Genomic DNA, 15,255 nt, shown 5'->3' with positions numbered 1-15,255 from the left:
CTTTGAGTACATCGAAGTTGATTACAACAAGACAAGAAGGCATAGTGCTATTGGCTATCTCAGCCCAGAGAACTTTGAATTAAAAAATAGTGCTTAGCAAAGTGTCCACTTTTAGTGGTACGGATCAGGCCTTCTCTTGCGGAGTATAACGACGGCGACGTTGTTCGCCAGTAAAAATTTCAATGCGCTCCATAGACACTCCTTAAAGATAGGTCTAAGCCTATCGCTTAACTAATGAGTGTCCGTTTTAATTGGGGGCTAGTACAAAAATGATGAAAGAATATCTTTAGGTGGGTAGAAACTTTTGACGCCAACAACTTCAGGTCGCCTACTCAGCAAATCCCATTGATTAAACTGTCCCTTGAAATCCAACTGTTCTCCATCCTGGGTAACGTTTACCCACTTTGAAACTCCTTGTTTCTTTGCTTGCCAAAAAGTGGCACGAAATCGATGCGTTTTGTGACATAAGCTTACGATTAACAAGTCTGAAATCTCGCAAGTTTCCTGCTTATTTGTTGGAGAAGCAAAGGATACATTACAGACGTTACCACCATGAGTTTCGTCAATAAACGTAGATTTTGACTCTTTTACTATGGCTTTTGCGAGCTTCCGGAATAGCGAAACTTCATTATCTGATTTGAAATTTGAATTCACCCTGAATTCATTAATTACTTTAGACTTCATTACTTCCCCTGCACTTGACCAGCGTCTAACGCCTGAGCTCAGGGGCGCTTGAGGCGGCGACCGTTTTTGCGGAAGCAAAAATGGCCGACGGGTCAAACGTCCCCTGCAGCGATTTGTTAGCCGACTTTTCGCACATCGCCAACTAGTCTCCAGCTAGCTGTAATCTCGAGATTATTAGGAACTGACGTCAATGAAGCGGCCACGATGCTTCCCTCATCAATCTTTTCTCCTTCGATCTTCCTTAGGTCTCCAGCCGTAAGATCAATAATGACAATCAGCCCATTAGCCATATCTCTCAACGACAGCTCGGCTGGTTCGCCATCGGGATCGATTCCCTCAACCTGGTAGATCGAAGTCTTGTACACAGGCCGACCGGAATTGTTCATGGAAAGGTCAACGCCGAAGGCACTAGCAAAGACATTCCGCATTCTCACTGTAGCCTCTTCGATTCCGAGTTTGCCTGGATCCGAGCTAGCAGCTTCATCAGCGATTTTTGAGAAAATTTCTAGAAACTTGGACGATTCGACTGTCGAATAGTCCACTACGCCCAAGATCTCGCCGTACACGCACTTGAGTGAATTCAGGGCCGTCAGCGCATCTCCCTTCAACGCAGCCGAATCTTTTTGTTTGAAACCCTCGTTGTAGTGCAAGCAGTCGTTGCGCAGCCCCCGAATTGCGTGGAATTTGTCGGCGACGCCTTGAGTTATTGCGCCCAGAGAAACGAGCTGATTGACACGATTGAACTGCGATAGGGAGTCAAGATTGTGACCGGCAAAATTGGCGAAAAACCGGCAAAGATCTTCTGCACAAACGCCAACCAAAGAAATAGTGCTTGTATAAGCCCCCAGCGAATAGGTGAACTCAGCTTCCTTTAGCAGCTTGGCGAAATCCCCAGACTGTTCAACAACTCCCAGGTCATCAACCTCCCATTGTCGATCGACGATTTCGTCAACTGAATCCTTCACCCATTTTTGATAGGCCTCCTTAACGAACTGCTTGTCTCGTTCAACAAGCCTGGACGCATCGGGGTAGGAGAACTTGCTGTAGTCGAATTTCTTGCTGTCTATATACATGGCTTCTAGTCAGCTAACGCCCGCCATAAACGGCGCGAGGAACGAGCGTCCGGCGACCGCAGGGAGCGTATTTAATGGCTTTGTTAGCACTGTTTAATTGTAAACTGTGAGTAGATATCAAAACGGCACCCCATTCTCGTCTTCCGATTCCACCGATTCTGGAACCGGGTCAAATCTGGAAGTGGAGTCTTCTGTCGGAATCAGTTCCCACATTTCATTCTGGTGCAACCAGAGCGGATCAGCGTTTTCCTCAATGATCTGATCTATCGGTATTCCATCCACAGTCGGTGGCCGCTTTATTCTGACTTGCTTTCCATTCATAAAGACCCACTGGTATTTCTTTTGTCGCTCGGCCTTCGCGGCTTTCCTCGCAGGCCTTTGAGCCGGAGTGAGCTTTTTCTTAACCTTTGTCATTTCCGACCATTTTGGTGCTAACGCTCAAAGCAGGCGCGCGGTACGCGTCGCCCTGCCTTTGCTTGTTATGTAACGTTTACTCTGGTTCATCACTGTATAGCCTGAACGAAAGTATTGCTGCTAATGCCCCTGAGAACCCTGCTACCCCAGAACCACTGAATCCAGCGACAATTAAAACAGGTTTTAATATGAAAAAGTGAAAGAGAAAAGCCAACGGAAGTATTATTGTAAGCATCTTCCAATTTATTTTCATTGTCACTTTTTTGCCGCAATGAGGGCATTTTCTCTCTTTTCCGAAACCATTCAGTGCTTTTGAGAAAAAACCAATATTATTTTTGCAATGAGGGCACTTCATTATCTATCCCTAGTTACATAACATCTATGGACGCTCCCATTTGTGCAAGTAAAATATCAAAGCCATAAGAGTGTGTTGCAGCCATCTATCCGGGCTCTCATTGCCGGATTTCCGGCGGCCCCTGACGGTATTCGCTAACTGGGTCCTAATCATTTGAACGCTCTTAGAGAGCTATGTTAGGTTCAGGTTTGCCCAGCGACGATGTCATCTCTTTGCCTTCTACTTCTTACCTGCGCAACACGGTTGCGAGCCGGTTATCAGGAGTAAGCCTCCTGGTATCTTGTTCCTCTACTTAGCAGAGCCCAAACGGTTCGTGCTAATTTGTTCGCCAGCGCCACTATCACTACATTTTTATGTCGTCGGCAAAGTAACTCTTTTAACCATCTACTGACTGCTCGGTTCGGGTTCAAATGTCGAATGACTGCTCTGGCACCATGTATCAACATACTGCGTAGGTAACCATCACCGCGCTTACTGATGCCCTGCAGTTTATTCTTTCCACCGCTCGAATGCTGTTTTGGCACAAGTCCTAACCATGCTGCGAATGCTCTTCCATTGCTAAAGCTTTTTATATCTCCAAGGCTCGCCACCAATGCAGACGCCGTTAATGGGCCAATACCAGGCACTTCGCGCAGTCGTTTACAGTCATCTGTGCTGCTCGCATTCCCGTGAATCTCCGATTCCAGAAGCTCTATATGTTCGTCGGTTTCTCGTAGTCTGAGAACCATCACATGAACATGCCGACGCATTAACTCCGGCAATCTAGACTCAACAGCTCCGTATTCGTTTTTAAGCCAAGCTCTAAATTTATGCAGACCTGCCGGCGCTATCACACCGAATTCACCCATTATTGCTCTTAGCCGATTGACTAACGCTGTACGGTCTCTGACTAGACCCCGACGGTCACGGTGCAGTAGCATTAACGCTTGCTGCTCGATAGATTTGACCGCTACAAAGCGCATGCTTGGCCGACACACCGCTTCACATATAGCATCGGCATCTGTTACGTCATTTTTGTTCGTTTTGACATAGGGTTTCACATACTGGGGCGGCATCAACTTAACCTCATGCCCCAGCATTTCAATCTCTCTAGCCCAATAATGCGAACTACTGCATGCTTCCATTCCAACCACACACTTTGGAATATTGGCAAGCATCGACAAAAGCTTAGCTCTACTCACGGCCCGATTGAATAACCGCTGCCCCCGTTTATTCGCAGCGCATACTTGAAAGACATGCTTGGCCAAATCAATTCCGATTACCGATATTACCTTGTCCATCACCCCTCTCCTCAACAAGCTAAATATTAACAATCTAAGTTTAGCGAACTGTTAGAGAGGGAGCGTCCATACCATTATTTGTATTGTGTGCATGCGCATTTAGCCTAAGCTAATTTAGGCTTTTAAAAGGATACAGGTCACTGAAATCGTGAGAAGAAGTGGACAGCTAAACTCAATTCCCTTGAAAGCAAACAAGCATGCTCGTTTTGTTTCTTACGCATTGCCTGATATACCTGGCTACGTTATTAATATGTTATTGAGAATACTAAAGTAAAGAAAGACTGGCAACTTCTAAGCAAGCAATAAAAAGAAGAATAGAATTGATAAAGTGTGCCGATAATTAAAATTATCGCTAAAATGGTGCCCGGGGCCGGACTTGAACCGGCACGCTGTTACCAGCGAGGGATTTTAAATCCCTTGTGTCTACCAATTTCACCACCCGGGCGACACGTTTGTGGATAAGCTACTGGAGGCGGGTCCCGGAGTCGAACCGAGATCCACGGATTTGCAATCCGCTGCATAGCCATTCTGCCAACCCGCCAGTCTCTTTCGACTGACTCCCTGCCAGTGCTGAGGCGCATTATGCCGACAACATCCCATGCTGTAAATAGCAATATTCAAATAATTGAACTGAGTGCGCAATTTTCAGTCATTTTGTTTATATCAGAAGCAAAATGCTCCTAAAATCATCAACTCAGCTGTTCGGTAGCGGCGTTTCTTTATTATTTTGAGTGATGGTCACTGTCAAGATTCGACCATTCATCGCGTCTTCTACCTTAAACAAAACACCACCAATCTGTAACTCACTTCCTTGCTCAGCAGGCGCGGGATGCCGTTCTTTAAAAAGCTCCTCTAAAGTGTAGTCATTTTCAAGTTCAACCCCGAGATTATAACTACGTACTATTTCACTTAAGCGACTCGTACCCTTCATTCGTAACAAAGTGGGCTTCTCACCCGCCACATACCCTTCTTCAGCGAAGGCAAGTTCTAAAAGCGGCTTATAGTCGTGTTTAGATACCACAAACAAGTGATCGCCAGCGCGCAAAATCGTAGAGCCCCGCGGAGGTACTACTTGACCGTCACGCGTAATCATCGCGACCACAGCCCCTTCAGGCAAAGCCAGCTGAGACAGTCGACGATTAGCGGCTTTTGACGTCTCTGCCAATGTATATTCAACTATCTCTGCATCTACATCACCTAAAGTCGTAATCTCTAAAGTAGCAGGTGCAGACAACGGAGGCGGCTCAATCAGCTTGAGCCTGCGCGCAACCAAAGGTAACGACCAGCCTTGTAATGTGGCGGATAGTAGAACAACGAAAAATACGACGTTAAAAATAAGCTCGGCACTTGCTAAACCGAACATTAATGGAAATATCGCCAAAATAATTGGCACCGACCCGCGTAAACCTACCCAGGATACCAATGTGATTTCTCGTGCATTAAAGCCGAAAATTTTTAATAGCGGAATAACTGCTAGCGGTCGAGCTATAAACATGAGCACCAGCGCAATCACCAACCCTTGCCACCAGACGCTTAGCAGCGCCGACGGTGTGATAAGTAACCCGAGAACAACGAACATCGTGATCTGGCTTAACCAAGCAAGCCCATCATGAAATAGAAACGTGGTCTTTTGAAATGCAAATTTGCGATTACCAATAATCACACCGGTAATGAATATCGCCAGGAATCCACTCCCTCCCAAATTGGCTGCCAAGCCAAACGACAGCAATCCTGAAGCAGTCACAAGCACTGGGTAAAGGCCGCTGGCTTGCAAATTGATGCGATTGATTAAACGAATTAACACGTAACCGACTGAGATACCAACCAGAGCCCCCAGCCCCATCTGTTGTAAAAATAGGAAAGCTAACTCAATACCAAACGGCATGTCATTGACTAGTACTTGGAGCAATGCCACCGTCAGGAATATCGCCATTGGGTCGTTCGACGCACTTTCGATTTCAAGCGTCGACTTCAAGCGCGTATTTAAATGAATTCCCGCGTTCCGCAGCAACGAAAATACCGCTGCTGCATCGGTCGAGCCTACAATGGCGCCAAGCAGTAACCCTTCCAGAAGGGTAATCGGCAAGATATAGCTGGCAGCCGCACCTGTAATCAAAGCTGTGAATAAAACCCCAAAAGTTGCAAGTGACGATGCTGGCTTCCAAACTTTCTTAATAGCACCTATGGGGGTCTGCAAGCCGCCGTCGAACAAAATCAGTGCGAGCGCCAATGTACCCATCGCGTGAGCCAATTCTGGATTGTCGAAACTGATTCGGCCCAAACCGTCTTCGCCTGCCAGCATACCAATGATTAAAAACAGTACCAGCATTGGTAAGCCAAGCCGCGCAGATAGCTTGCTCGAGAAAATACCGAGTAGGATCAAAATCGCTGCTAACAGAATTAATTGCTCAATAAAAAACATAATCTCTTTTCTATACGGTTAAATTAGGTGATGAAAATAGTTCAACTAATACTGGTCTATATAATCATTCGCGCTCAGCGCCACAGTGCCAGCAAATCTCAAAGTTGCCTTCGTTATGCTCGCCACAGGCAGGACAAACCCATGACGCATGCTCTGGTTTGCGTTCGTAGGCCTGTAATAATGTACGTGCATCATTAAGGTCTTGAGGCGCCACCCAGACTGGGGTGTGCAATGCGTCTAACGGCAGTTCGCCGATACCACCCATTAACCCTTGTGAACGCAGCCCTGCGCGAATTCCATGCTGTGCCAACATACCCACCAGCAGTTCCGCTTCCATGGGGTTAGCAGCGCTGTAAGCGCGTACCCAATCTGAACCAACCCGATGTCTTTGATTATCTGTCATGGCGCATCCGTTTTGCGGTGACTTGCGTACTCATTTATACCATGTTTTAACCGCGATAAATGCCTCTTAATGAAAAACATTTTCTGGTTTACCCACGACTTACGCGTTCAAGATAACCCTACCCTCAAGCTTGCACGGGAGCGTTCTGATAACCAGTTAACGGCGGTATTTTTACAAGACCCGATATCCGCCCAGCAAATGGGTGACCCACGAAAACGGTTTTTGCGCCAAGCTCTGGCCGCGCTGCAAGAGCAGTTAGCAAGCATCGGCATCCATTTGCGGGTGGTACACATTACATGGCTTGAGCAGGCTAACTATTTAAACAGTCTCGCCAAAGAACTAGGCAGTGAACATATTTTTGTTAGCAAACAAGCCGGCTATTATGAACGTCAAACCTTAGCCAAACTCGCCCCGCACGTGGTCGAAGTCGATGCCAACACCTTGTTTAGTAAGCATCAACTGCCGTTTGTGGCGAAGACGCCGCGCTTAACCACGTAAGGCAATATTTTTCCACCTCTGCGCCAAGCCATTACAAACAGACACGAAATGCCCTGGATGGTTGGTTGAATTCAACGCGGTTTTCGCCCTGGCTTGCGCTAGGCTGTATATCAGCACAACAGATTATGTGGGCATTACGCCAATACGAAAACCAGCACGGTGCTAACGAATCAACGTATTGGATTTTCTTCGAACTGCTTTGGCGTGAATATTTCTTTTGGTACGCTCGGGCGCACGGGCGCAGCCTATTCATCCTTAACGGTTTACGCCACCAAGTCGCTTATTCTATTCGTCAAGATGCGCAACGCTTGGCAGCTTGGCAGAACGGTCAAACCGAATTCCCGCTGGTCAACGCATGCATGCATCAGTTGGTAGCCACTGGGTTTATGTCAAACCGCGGGCGCCAATTAGTGGCTAGCTGCTTAGTCAACGAACTTCAGCTTGATTGGCGTTTGGGGGCAGAGTTCTTTGAACGCCACTTAATTGATTACGACGTGGGTAGTAATTGGGGAAATTGGCAATATTTAGGCGGCGTTGGCGCCGACCCGCGAGGCTTAAGGCGCTTTGATCAGGACAAACAGCAGCGCACTTATGACCCCTATGGTGAATTTATTAAACGATGGCAGGGCTATCAAACTTAGCTCTGCCAAATACTGATCATTAGCGTCAAAAACAGCCCCAGACTTAGCATGACCAAATATATTTGGGTACTGAGGAAGTATTTAATCGCGGTCTTGACGCGCGATTGCTGATAATAATTACGCATTGCGCGCCATATATACAGCGGTATCCAGACCCATAGCAATACCTCAAGCCACACCAACCAATCACGATACCAGGCCATCCATGTCACGGCTACCAAGCTGTCACGCAAAGTGGTCAACGCTAAGATACTGAGGAAACTCAGTAATATGAATGCATGAATATGCAGCACCAAAATCAGATGCTCTAAATAAAAGCGGCGTTGGCGCAGGTAAATCAGCCAGAACCAAAGCGCAAAAAACGGTAATAGCAGTAAGAGCATTTGTGGCGCTTTAGACAATAACAAGTTAGTGGTTTGGCGTGGGTTATCGGCCATACGCTGAGTCTTGAGACTGAGTTGCGCATTCACCTCGTCACTGACAAAGGGTAAGTCCCACACCATAGGGGCCGTTAAATTGACATGCTCAGCGCCCGGCGTTTTATCAATTTGAGCCTGCGCACGCAACAAAGCCTGCCGCTCTGCCGCGGTCGCTTCACTCACTTCGACAAAGTTTAAGCTTTGGCTCGCCATACTAAAGATTAAAAACGCCACGATTGAAATAAACAGGTACAAGCGCACTGGCGGTACGAAAGCAACACGACGACCGTTGGCATAGGCACGTGTCAGTTGCCCTGGCTGGGTCATTAACGGCAACAAGGTCGCCCAGACTCGACCGTCCCAGTTACCAAACTCACCCAAAAATTCGCTCAGCAATTGGCGAAAACTTCGTATCGGTGTGCCTGCGTCCTGCCCACAATGCGCACAGAAACGCCCGTGCAATGGCATGTCACAATTCTGGCAATGGCTGGGTAATTGTAGCGCTGAGTTTGGCGAATGATGGTTTGACACTTGGCTCGACATGGCTCGTGTGAATAAAAAACTTACTATTCAGCGCTAGTCAAAAAAATGCAAGCGATTCATTGCGTAAAAGGGACAATGCCAAAAACACAAAAGCCACCTTAAAGGTGGCTTTTGTGTTGAATCTGGAGCGAGTAACGAGGTTCGAACTCGTGACCTCGACCTTGGCAAGGTCGCGCTCTACCAGCTGAGCTATACTCGCGTTTCGATGAGATGCATTTTACTGTGAAGCGCCTCTGAGTCAATGACTTTTTTACCTGCGGCTGACTGTTTGCTTAAAAATTAACTGACTTGTGCAAACTATCGGCAATTTAATGCTAGTTCGCAGCGGTGTCGTCGGTTAAATCTTTCCACGCATTGCTCATGTACACGTACATTGACCAGATTGTAAGAATAGCCGAGACATACAACGCCATAGTAGCTAACACTACGACCCAGTTATTCGCCTGCCAAAGCAGACCGGTCAAAGCCACCATTTGCGCAATGGTTTTCAGTTTACCCAAGCTCGATACTGCCACGGCTGAACGCTTGCCAATTTCGGCCATCCACTCACGCAATGCGGACACTATCAACTCGCGACTAATAATAATAAGCCCTGGCACGGTTATCCATAAGCTGGAATAGGCTTCAACCACGACAATCAACGCCGCCGCCACCATAATTTTGTCAGCTACAGGGTCGAAGAATGCGCCAAATTTAGTCATTTGGTTTAATTTACGCGCCACCCAGCCGTCCAGTGCGTCGGTGACGGCAGCTAACACGAAAATGAATGCAGCCAAGGCGGTTGCGTGCTCATACGGTAAATAAAATACGGCTAAAAAAACCGGGATCAGGACAATTCTAAAAGCAGTTAAAATGTTTGGAATATTCCACATGTAAGTTTATCTCGTGTTTGGGTCGCGACTACTCGTCCCGGAAGGCATGATAAATGGTTTCAGCCATACTGCGGCTAATCCCTGGGACCTGTGCAAGCTGCTCTATACTAGCGCTTTTCACCTGCTGTAATCCACCCAAGTTATGTAATAAAGTTTTCCGCCGCTTTGGCCCAATACCTTCGATCTCTTCCAGAGTAGACGTTTTTTTCACTTTCGCACGACGTTGACGGTGGCCTGTAATCGCAAACCGATGGGATTCATCGCGGATATACTGGATTAAGTGCAAGCCAGGATTATTCTCACTTAGCTGCACCGCGCCTTGGGAAAAACCGAGGAACAATGTCTCCAACCCAGGCTTGCGGCTTTCGCCCTTTGCTACACCGATTAACATCGGCGGGTGTGGCCAGTCTGCAAAATAGTTCTCAGCCTGCTTTAATTGGCCCTTACCACCATCAATAAATAAAATGTCGGGCACGTTGTCTTGCTCTACCGCGTTTTTATAGCGTCGCTCCAGCACTTGTGCCATGGCGGCATAATCATCCCCTGGGGTAATGCCTTTGATATTAAAGCGCCGATAATCCGACTTCAGTGGCCCTTGCTGGTCAAATACCACGCAACTGGCCACGGTTTGTTCACCCATGGTGTGGGAAATATCAAAACATTCCATGCGTTCAATTGGCTGATCTTGGTCCCATACTTTGGCCTTCTCAAGCGCTGCTTTTAATGCTGCCAAACGGTTTGCCATGGTGGTTTGCGAACTTAATCTGCTACTCACCGCATTGAGGGCATTTTTATTTGCCAGGGATTGGTAGCGCGAGCGTTCGCCGCGACTATTGGCATTGATTTTGACCTGCTTGCCAAGGGCTTCACTCAGCGCCGCTTGCACGTCGGCTGCTACTTTCTCGCCCTGAGGTAAAACCACCTCTTGGGGAATTTGGCCAGCCCGTTGCTGGTTTAAGTAAAACTGCAGCAAGAACGATTCAAGCAGTTCTTTGTTGTCGGTATTTGCAGGCACTTTAGGAAAGTAACTACGACTGCCCTGCACTTGCCCGTCACGAATAAATAGCACTTGAATACAGGAAAAGCCGCTTTCACGATGCAAACCAATCACGTCCAGCATGTCTTGGTTGCCACTCACTGCGTTCTTATCTTGTACCTGACGTAACGCTGAAATTTGGTCCCGAAAACGCGCCGCCTTTTCAAATTCTAAGGCTTCACTGGCTTGCTGCATGCGCGCACCTAAGTTTTCGACCACTTGCTGATTTTTGCCGCGCAAAAACAACTTGGCAAGTTCAACCTGCTGTTTGTACTCGTCTTCGCTAGCGATACCCACGCATGGTGCTAAACAGCGTTTAAGTTGATGCTGCAAACACGGTCGACTGCGGGCGCGATAATAACTATCGTCGCACTGGCGCACGGGGAACAATTTTTGTAGCAAACGCAAGCTTTCACGCACGGCCGAACCATTAGGAAACGGACCAAAATACTCACCTTTTTCGCGTTTAGTGCCGCGATGGAAGGCAATTCTGGGGTGTTCGTGGTTCGATATAAAGATGTACGGATAGGATTTATCGTCACGCAGCAACACGTTGTAGCGCGGCCGATACTTCTTGATAAAGCTATTTTCTAAAATTAACGCTTCAGTTTCCGAGTTGGTTACGGTTACGTCCATGCCCGCAATGTTCTTCACCAATGCCTTGGTTTTAACCGCGTCAACCTGTTTGCGAAAGTAACTACTGACACGCTTACGCAGGTCTTTGGCTTTGCCCACATAAATAACTACACCATCAACATCGTACATACGGTAGACGCCGGGCTGGTGGGTTAAGTGATTAATAAATGCTTGCGGGTCGAACTTGGTTTCCATGGACACTCATAACAGCGTTGAGAATTCCGATAGCATAGCAAAGTTCACCCGCAAGCGGGAGGTGGACGTATCAAGGTCTCACTAATCTTGAGGAGGCTTTGGCGCCGCGTCATTTTGCTGCGTGACGCTTATGCCCTCATCGTGATTGGTTTCAGGCACGCCCCCACTACTCTGATACGCAGCTTGAGTGTCATGCACCGTCGTCCCGTCATGCGCTAGATCCGATGGCGTCAATGCTAAGTGAGCATCTAGTTGCACCGCTTGCATCTCATCTTCTGCCAATGCAAATTCAGCGTCTTCAGCCTCTTCATGTTCATGCTCATGTTCATGTTCATGTTCATGTTCATGTTCATGTTCATGTTCATGTTCATTAGCGACTTTACCCGGTTCATGCTGATTCGGCGTAACGGGTACATAACCTTCGCTAATCGCCAAATGCGCCAGTTGAACGTCGTTTAGTACGTTGGTTTTCTTAAATAAGCGGTAACGAAAGGTGTTGACTGTTTTGCGCGAGATAAACAAGCGCTCTGAAATATCGGCCACCGTGCAGCCGCTACAGATCATTTGAAACACCAAGCGTTCACGCTTACTTAAGTTCGCAAACGGCGAATCGTGCTCACCGAACTTTCCCAGGTAACGAAAGGTTTGCGCCAAATACGGCGAGTGAAAATATCCCCCATGGTTAATTTGACTACAGGCCGTCAACCATTCCTGCTCCTTGCAGTTTTGATATAAGTAACCGTCGATGGCTTCACCAGACATGTACAACTCAATAGCGCGTTGTGAACGGTGGCACCAAAGTAAGACTTTAGCCCGTGGGCAATTATCTTTAATACTGCGCAGCATTGAGCGCAGCCCTTGCGCACAGAAGTCATCAGATACGATCACTAAAGGGTCAATCAATGGCTTAATGGTTGGCACTAACTGCTGACGATTCAACACTTGGGTGTTGACCCGCCATTGCTCGCGCTCAAACAAGCTTTTTAACCCTTCCCGGAAAATACTACCCTGAACTGCTAATACAATATGTCTCATCGGTTACTTCCTTGTTTCATCTTAATGGATGCGCTGCGCACTGACCTTAGGGTTCTTATTACGCACACGCTGATAACGTACTTTTTGTGTGTTGCTTAACTTTTCTAGAGCGCTTCGTAAGGCCGCGCAACGATTTTTTGTACGTTATATGCGTATTTTTTAATTTTTATTAATCTGCCACGCTCAATTGTGACAATTATGTTGCAAAATAATTTGCATTTGAGGCTTATCAAGGTTTTCGGACAATTTATGGGCGTAGATCTTGAGTGCTTGACCGATATTTGATCGAAGTGAGCAAAAATTTAGCAGTCAGTCATTTTTTTTTAATTTAGGCTTTACAAGCGCGCTCAAGGTCATTAATATTCGCCTCGTTCTGTTGAGACAGACATCGGAGAGATGGCAGAGTCCGGTTGAATGCACCTGACTTGAAATCAGGCGTGGGTTCATACCCACCGGGGGTTCGAATCCCTCTCTCTCCGCCAAATTCAGAAAAAGGCCGTTTACGTCAGTGAATGGCCTTTTTTGATCGCGAAATCGTTTAACCACACCAAGAAACCTAGATTAGGCACAACATTGTGCGCTAAGATAGGAACCAGTCAGACTCTTTGAGGTCTATGCTAAGAGTCTCAATTTGCAAGGAAACTGGAGTAACACAACGATGAACAATCCAACTGTGCAAACAGGTCGTTCTAATGCTGTGAGCATGGAGACCAACAAGGTACTGCGCAACACCTACACCCTGCTAGGAATGACCTTAGCATGGTCAGCTGCAGTGGCTGGTATTAGCATGGCGTTAAACCTGCCTCACCCTGGCATTATTTTGATGTTAGTCGGCTTTTACGGCCTGCTATTTTTAACCCACAAAACCGCAAATAGCGCGATGGGCTTAGTCTCAGTGTTCGCTTTGACCGGCTTCATGGGCTACACCCTAGGTCCAATTCTTAACTTCGCAATTGGCACTGGCGGTGGCGAAATCGTGATGATGGCCCTTGGCGGCACCGCACTGATATTCTTCTCACTGTCGGCCTACATTTTGACGACCAAAAAAGACATGTCGTTCCTTGGTGGGATGATGGTCGCAGGTTTTGTCGTCATTATCGTTGGCTTTATCGCGAACCTGTTCCTACAGATGCCAGCTCTTGGCCTGGCGTTGAGTGCGTTGTTTATCTTGTTCTCAGCGGGCGCTATTTTGATGCAAACCAGCGCTATCGTGAATGGTGGTGAGCGTAACTACATTCTTGCGACTGTGACGTTATTTGTATCGCTATACAACATTTTCGTCAGCTTACTTAACCTGTTAATGGCGTTTGGTCGCGAATAATTCCTTGTGAATGTCCTTGCTAAAAGGAACGCGCTTCGCGATTAACCCTCAACGCCTCGCCTCTGCGGGGCGTTTTATTAGGTTCTACTTATGGCTTCATTTACCTGCTTAATTCAACATAGCCCATGGCAAGGCCAACATAGCTACTCTGCCTATCAATTTTGCAAAGCCGCGATTGCGCAAGGGCATCAGATCCGGCAAGTGTTTTTTTACGGGGACGGGGTTGCCCACGGCCATAGCGCTACCCATATCAGCGGTGACGAGCTCAATATGCAACAGCGCTGGCTCGAGTTAGGGCAACAGCATCAGGTGCCGTTAGTGGTCTGCGCCACTGTAGCTGCTCGACATGGCCTTGATGAAGCACACAGCGGCGCCCTCGCCGTTGGCTTTCATGCTGGCGGTTTAGCAGAATACACGGAAGCGGTGGCATTGAGTGACCGCCTGGTTCAATTTTAATAGGGTCATTATGTTAACGGTCATCAATACTCAGGCACCTTTGCACAGCGACAGTGCACGCAACGCCCTTGATATGATTATGATGGCAGTCAGTCTCGATCAGGCTGTGCAAGTCATTTTTAGCCATGACGGCGTGTATCAGTTGCTAGCCCAGCAAGCCAGCGCACTTGATAACAAGAACCCATTAGTGAAGTATCGGGTGTTAGCTGATATTTTTGAAATGGATAGCTTATACGTGCTCGATAGCGCGCTCAGCGAGCGTCACCTTGCCCCTGAGCAACTGAGTATCAAAGCACAACTGATAAGCACCGAGCAAATGGCTGAACTTATTGCTCACAGCGACAAGGTGGTAAGGTTTTAATGTCGACGCTCCATATATTTTCATCGTTAGATAGTTTTCAGCGTGGCCAGCCCATGCTCAATCAATTGACCCCAGACGATGCGGTACTGCTGCGCGCTGATGCACTCTATCAGCTGTTAACAGCCCCTGACTTCGCAGCTGGCAGCTATGCCATTGCAGCGGATGCCAAAGCACGCGGCCTCGACCCAGACACCTTCGCTCAAATTGAGTGGATTGATTATACCCAATGGGTAGAGTTAACCCTCGCCCACACTCGCAGTATTGATTGGTAGCCCACAATGATTGAGTTCAATGGCAAAGCCTACGAAACCGACAAACACGAATACTTGCTGAATATTGACGATTGGTCACAAGAATTGGCCACACATATTGCTAGCTTAGAGCAGATTGAAATGACCCCAGCCCATTGGGAAGTGGTGCAGTTTGTGCGTGATTTTTATCTCGAATACGAAACCAGTCCGGCGATGCGCGTGTTGGTCAAGGCGGTGAAGCAAAGCATGGGTGAAGAAAAAGGTAGCAGTCGGTACCTGTACACCCTGTTCCCAAAGGGACCAGCCAAACAAGCGACCAGAATTGCGGGGTTGCCCAAGCCTGCTAAATGCATCTAGCAG

At 47.5% G+C, this 15,255-nt stretch carries 18 protein-coding genes, 4 tRNA genes and 1 pseudogene; 9 read left to right on the top strand and 14 right to left on the bottom strand.

Translation table 11 applies throughout. The features are described from left to right. Positions 1 to 97 (top strand): IS3 family transposase (locus CWE07_RS14640; protein WP_338022191.1); only part of this gene is annotated, 97 nt, incomplete at its 5' end. A 161-nt stretch (positions 98 to 258) separates the two neighbouring features. On the opposite strand, the gene CWE07_RS09895 is transcribed toward CWE07_RS14640, so the two are convergent. From CWE07_RS09895 to CWE07_RS09855, 9 genes are all read right to left on the bottom strand, one after another. Further along, positions 259 to 684, bottom strand: coding sequence for a hypothetical protein (locus tag CWE07_RS09895; protein ID WP_111569602.1), 426 nt, complete (start codon positions 682 to 684; stop codon positions 259 to 261). 116 nt (positions 685 to 800) lie between these two features. Next, a complete protein-coding gene (locus CWE07_RS09890) occupies positions 801 to 1,757 on the bottom strand; it encodes a DUF4145 domain-containing protein (protein WP_111569603.1) in 957 nt (318 codons plus the stop codon). A 117-nt stretch (positions 1,758 to 1,874) separates the two neighbouring features. Further along, positions 1,875 to 2,171 carry a hypothetical protein gene (locus tag CWE07_RS09885; RefSeq protein WP_111569604.1) on the bottom strand — a complete coding sequence of 99 codons (297 nt, stop codon included), beginning with the start codon at positions 2,169 to 2,171 and terminating at the stop codon, positions 1,875 to 1,877. 76 nt (positions 2,172 to 2,247) lie between these two features. Continuing rightward, positions 2,248 to 2,526, bottom strand: coding sequence for a hypothetical protein (locus CWE07_RS09880; RefSeq protein WP_111569605.1), 279 nt, complete (start codon positions 2,524 to 2,526; stop codon positions 2,248 to 2,250). Positions 2,527 to 2,783: 257 nt separating this feature from the next. Beyond that, positions 2,784 to 3,806, bottom strand: a complete 1,023-nt coding sequence (locus tag CWE07_RS09875; protein ID WP_111569606.1) for an IS110 family RNA-guided transposase — start codon at positions 3,804 to 3,806, stop codon at positions 2,784 to 2,786. A 358-nt stretch (positions 3,807 to 4,164) separates the two neighbouring features. Next, a tRNA-Leu gene (locus CWE07_RS09870) sits at positions 4,165 to 4,251 on the bottom strand. 22 nt (positions 4,252 to 4,273) lie between these two features. Then, positions 4,274 to 4,347: transfer RNA gene (locus CWE07_RS09865), tRNA-Cys, on the bottom strand. 153 nt (positions 4,348 to 4,500) lie between these two features. Next, positions 4,501 to 6,228 carry a potassium/proton antiporter gene (locus CWE07_RS09860; RefSeq protein WP_111569607.1) on the bottom strand — a complete coding sequence of 576 codons (1,728 nt, stop codon included), beginning with the start codon at positions 6,226 to 6,228 and terminating at the stop codon, positions 4,501 to 4,503. A gap of 64 nt (positions 6,229 to 6,292) precedes the next feature. After that, positions 6,293 to 6,631 carry a putative signal transducing protein gene (locus tag CWE07_RS09855; protein ID WP_111569608.1) on the bottom strand — a complete coding sequence of 113 codons (339 nt, stop codon included), beginning with the start codon at positions 6,629 to 6,631 and terminating at the stop codon, positions 6,293 to 6,295. Between the two features lie 69 nt (positions 6,632 to 6,700). Here CWE07_RS09855 and CWE07_RS14525 point away from each other — a divergent pair, with 69 nt between their 5' ends. Beyond that, a complete protein-coding gene (locus CWE07_RS14525) occupies positions 6,701 to 7,129 on the top strand; it encodes a deoxyribodipyrimidine photo-lyase (RefSeq protein WP_181452277.1) in 429 nt (142 codons plus the stop codon). 26 nt (positions 7,130 to 7,155) lie between these two features. Continuing rightward, a pseudogene (locus tag CWE07_RS14520) lies at positions 7,156 to 7,770 on the top strand (DASH family cryptochrome); the annotation flags it as partial. Here the strand turns inward: CWE07_RS14520 and CWE07_RS09845 are convergent. From CWE07_RS09845 to CWE07_RS09825, 5 genes are all read right to left on the bottom strand, one after another. Next, the gene (locus CWE07_RS09845; RefSeq protein ID WP_111569609.1) at positions 7,767 to 8,732 is read right to left on the bottom strand and encodes a DUF3667 domain-containing protein; all 966 of its coding nucleotides are present in this window, start codon (positions 8,730 to 8,732) and stop codon (positions 7,767 to 7,769) included. The pseudogene CWE07_RS14520 and the gene CWE07_RS09845 sit on opposite strands and share 4 nt — an antisense overlap. Before the next feature lie 123 nt (positions 8,733 to 8,855). Then, a tRNA-Gly gene (locus CWE07_RS09840) sits at positions 8,856 to 8,931 on the bottom strand. A 115-nt stretch (positions 8,932 to 9,046) separates the two neighbouring features. Beyond that, positions 9,047 to 9,604, bottom strand: a complete 558-nt coding sequence (gene pgsA / locus CWE07_RS09835; protein WP_111569610.1) for a CDP-diacylglycerol--glycerol-3-phosphate 3-phosphatidyltransferase — start codon at positions 9,602 to 9,604, stop codon at positions 9,047 to 9,049. Positions 9,605 to 9,632: 28 nt separating this feature from the next. Then, positions 9,633 to 11,471: an excinuclease ABC subunit UvrC gene (gene uvrC, locus CWE07_RS09830; protein WP_111569611.1), complete on the bottom strand. Its 1,839-nt coding sequence runs from the start codon at positions 11,469 to 11,471 to the stop codon at positions 9,633 to 9,635. 81 nt (positions 11,472 to 11,552) lie between these two features. Next, a complete protein-coding gene (locus CWE07_RS09825; RefSeq protein WP_111569612.1) occupies positions 11,553 to 12,506 on the bottom strand; it encodes a LuxR C-terminal-related transcriptional regulator in 954 nt (317 codons plus the stop codon). Positions 12,507 to 12,896: 390 nt separating this feature from the next. On the opposite strand from CWE07_RS09825, the gene CWE07_RS09820 reads away from it, so the two are divergent. The 6 genes from CWE07_RS09820 (at position 12,897) to CWE07_RS09795 (ending at position 15,252) form a co-directional block, all read left to right on the top strand. Beyond that, a tRNA-Ser gene (locus CWE07_RS09820) sits at positions 12,897 to 12,988 on the top strand. Positions 12,989 to 13,164: 176 nt separating this feature from the next. Further along, positions 13,165 to 13,827 carry a Bax inhibitor-1/YccA family protein gene (locus CWE07_RS09815; protein ID WP_111569613.1) on the top strand — a complete coding sequence of 221 codons (663 nt, stop codon included), beginning with the start codon at positions 13,165 to 13,167 and terminating at the stop codon, positions 13,825 to 13,827. Positions 13,828 to 13,917: 90 nt separating this feature from the next. Further along, positions 13,918 to 14,283 carry a sulfurtransferase complex subunit TusD gene (gene tusD, locus CWE07_RS09810; protein WP_111569614.1) on the top strand — a complete coding sequence of 122 codons (366 nt, stop codon included), beginning with the start codon at positions 13,918 to 13,920 and terminating at the stop codon, positions 14,281 to 14,283. A 10-nt stretch (positions 14,284 to 14,293) separates the two neighbouring features. After that, positions 14,294 to 14,644 carry a DsrE family protein gene (locus tag CWE07_RS09805; protein WP_111569615.1) on the top strand — a complete coding sequence of 117 codons (351 nt, stop codon included), beginning with the start codon at positions 14,294 to 14,296 and terminating at the stop codon, positions 14,642 to 14,644. Next, positions 14,644 to 14,916 carry a sulfurtransferase complex subunit TusB gene (gene tusB, locus CWE07_RS09800; RefSeq protein WP_111569616.1) on the top strand — a complete coding sequence of 91 codons (273 nt, stop codon included), beginning with the start codon at positions 14,644 to 14,646 and terminating at the stop codon, positions 14,914 to 14,916. Before CWE07_RS09805 ends, tusB begins: the two co-directional genes overlap by 1 nt. Positions 14,917 to 14,922: 6 nt before the next feature. Continuing rightward, positions 14,923 to 15,252 carry a TusE/DsrC/DsvC family sulfur relay protein gene (locus CWE07_RS09795; protein ID WP_111569617.1) on the top strand — a complete coding sequence of 110 codons (330 nt, stop codon included), beginning with the start codon at positions 14,923 to 14,925 and terminating at the stop codon, positions 15,250 to 15,252. Positions 15,253 to 15,255 lie beyond the last annotated feature (3 nt).

Origin of the sequence: Aliidiomarina maris, from assembly GCF_003987335.1 — a bacterium.
Lineage (GTDB): Bacteria > Pseudomonadota > Gammaproteobacteria > Enterobacterales > Alteromonadaceae > Aliidiomarina > Aliidiomarina maris.
The sequence above is the reverse complement of the archived record's forward strand: the minus strand, read 5'-3'. Positions and strand labels throughout refer to the sequence as shown.